The organism is Xenorhabdus littoralis, from assembly GCF_033949345.1.
Classification (GTDB): domain Bacteria; phylum Pseudomonadota; class Gammaproteobacteria; order Enterobacterales; family Enterobacteriaceae; genus Xenorhabdus; species Xenorhabdus littoralis.
In genome coordinates, this window is record NZ_VCDP01000093.1 from 1 (window position 1) to 2,072 (window position 2,072).

Genomic DNA, 2,072 nt, shown 5'->3' on the forward strand with positions numbered 1-2,072 from the left:
AATGCTGTCGCGTCCGGGGTATTCTCCGCCTGTTGCTCAAATAACTGATGAATACACAACGCTTCAGGAGACGCGGTTTCTGTTGCGTTCCAGGTTGTCAGCAGCATCGTGCGTTCCGTTTCCGGCAGGATGTCCAGTGCCCGGACCGGCATGTCCGGGGTTTGCTCCAGTGCTGTCGCCAGACTTTCCAGCGCCTGCTGCATATAGCCACATACCCGTTCCACGTCAAACGGCTGGACGACCTGAGCTGTCAGCCCCAAAGCCTCACCAAAATCCTCCACCGACAGTACCAGCGGATAGTTGGTTCTTTCCTGTAATCCCAGAAACTCAATACCCTTTATCAGCCCATTCGACGTTACTGACCGGGCATTATGGCGATAGTTCAACAAAGCATTAAAGAGGGGAATATCATTATCAACTCCACTGCAACGCTGGGCCAGTATCAGTGAAGCATGTTCATGGGATAATAGTCCGGCCAGCCGGATGTGGGCAGCCTGTACGCTGTCCTGTAGCGGGGTTTCATCGATATCCAGTCGCAATGGCAGCGTATTGATAAACAGCCCCATGCCGCTGTCGGCCCCTTCTCCCGCCGCCATGCGCCCGAACAGCACCGTACCGAACACCACTTTCTCCTGTCCGCTGGTACGCGACAATACCTGTGCCCAAGCCAGATGGCACAATGCCGCCAGACTGACACCGAGACGCCGGGCCTGCCTGCGCAGACGATCGTTAAGCGTGCTCGTCAGCATCTGATGGAACTCCGCTACCTGCAAGCCATCACGATGTACCTCCGACAATCCGAATGCCAATGTCGGCTCTTCTACTTCTGCCAGCATGTCGGTAAAGAAATCGGTGTGTGCTGCCTCACTTTTACCCAGACGCGCCTGCGCCACCAGATTACGGAACGGCGTCGGTGACGGCAGATCCTCCTTCTGTCCGTCCAGATACATCCGCACTTCACTGTGCATCACGTCCAGTGTCGTATGATCACCTATCAGATGGTGCAACAATTGCAGGACAAACCAACGACCATCGGCTTCCTGAGCCACCACAAAGCGCAATAACGGTGCTTCGCTCAGCTCGAGACGATAATGACGGGGGTTAAAACGTTGCGCTAACTGTTCACTGATAAGCCCGTCAGTCGGGTCCAGATTCAGTTCCAGCACAGATAAGGTAGCCTGTCGCCAAACCACCTGCGCCGGCACAGACAATCCCTGCCAGAGAAAAGTGGTACGCAGGATATCGTGGCGATCTACCATCAGTTGCACGGCGACCAAATAACGGTCCAGCAAAGCCCTATCCGCAAAAATCATCTGACTGGTCATCAGATACGGATCCCCTTCACGCGCCAATAAATGGTGGAATAAAATACCGTCCTGCAAGGGCGATAAGGCGTAAATATCCTGAATATTTTGGATACCGTCCGGCACTTGTCCGACGATGTGATCAATATCAGTCTGGGTTAAATCAATTAGTGGCAACATCGCCGGAGTGAGTGCCGCCGTATCAGGGGTAATCACATTGTCAGGTACGATCACGGTCCGGTGCTGCCCCAATGTTTGCGCCAACACTGACAACACCGGTGACTGAAACAGATCACCTACATCCAGCATCAGCCCCAGTTGACGCAGGCGTTCAATCAGCCGGATTGCCAGCAGGGAATGGCCGCCCAAAGCAAAGAAATTGTCGTGGCGGCTGATTTGCTCAATCCCCAGTAACTCACCCCAAACCGTTGCCAACACGGTTTCAGTTTCTCCTTGCGGTGCGGCATAAATCTGGCGGGCAAACGCCTCGCTGTCCGGCGCTGGCAGTGCCCGGCGATCCAGCTTGCCGTTCGGGGTCAACGGGAAAGTATCCAGACGCACAAACGCCGCCGGCACCATATAATCCGGTAAAACAGCGCTCAGGTGGTCCCGCAGGCTATTCGCCAGCTCCGTATCGGCTTGCGCCACCACATAAGCCACCAGCTTTTTGTCCGATCCTTCCCCCCGCGCCAGTACTGCCGCTTCACGTACCGTCGGGTATTCCATCAACCGGACTTCAATTTCTTCAAGTTCAATGCGGAAGCCCCG

The 2,072-nt window shown here is 55.0% G+C and carries 1 protein-coding gene; it reads right to left on the bottom strand.

The window, feature by feature from the left end:
- A partial coding sequence (locus FE394_RS17200) for a condensation domain-containing protein (RefSeq protein WP_319927575.1) occupies positions 1-2,072 on the bottom strand: 2,072 nt, incomplete at both ends.